Below are 473 nucleotides of genomic sequence, written 5' to 3'. Positions count from 1 at the left end.
CGCCATGAGCGCGTCGCGCGTGGCGGCGGGCAGCTGGGCCGATGCGCTGGCGAGTTCCGACGCATCCTTGGCGGCCAGCGCGGCGTGGATCTTCCGCACGGTGTGCGGGTCCGGCGCCGCCGGTTCCAGCAAGGCACGCACGATGCGGGCGTCCGACAGGTCGACGCTGATGCCCTGGACCCCGGCGAGGTTGAGGCAGTCGAGCGCGAGCAGCACAGATTCCAGATCGGCTTCCATGCCGGCATGGCCGTAGATTTCCGCGCCGAACTGCAGCGGCTCGCGGGTGGCGCGGGGCCGGTCGGGGCGCGTGTGCAGCACGGGACCGCAGTAGCAGAGCCGGGTGACGCCCGTGCGGTTCAGGAGGTGGGCGTCGATGCGGGCGACCTGCTGCGTCATGTCGGCCCGCAGGCCGATGGACCGGCCGGACAGCTGGTCGACCAGTTTGAACGTCTGGAGATCGAGCGCTTCTCCCG

The 473-nt window shown here is 71.5% G+C and carries 1 protein-coding gene; it reads right to left on the bottom strand.

What is annotated here, in order from left to right:
- The coding region (locus GVL61_RS24450; RefSeq protein WP_200845017.1) for an ATP phosphoribosyltransferase regulatory subunit at nucleotides 1-473 on the bottom strand (473 nt) is incomplete at both ends.

The sequence above is a fragment of the Novosphingobium sp. 18050 genome, from assembly GCF_902706195.1.
In the GTDB taxonomy this organism is placed as follows: Bacteria; Pseudomonadota; Alphaproteobacteria; order Sphingomonadales; family Sphingomonadaceae; genus Novosphingobium.
Note: the sequence above shows the minus strand (reverse complement) of the source record. Positions and strands in the feature narration are given on the sequence as shown.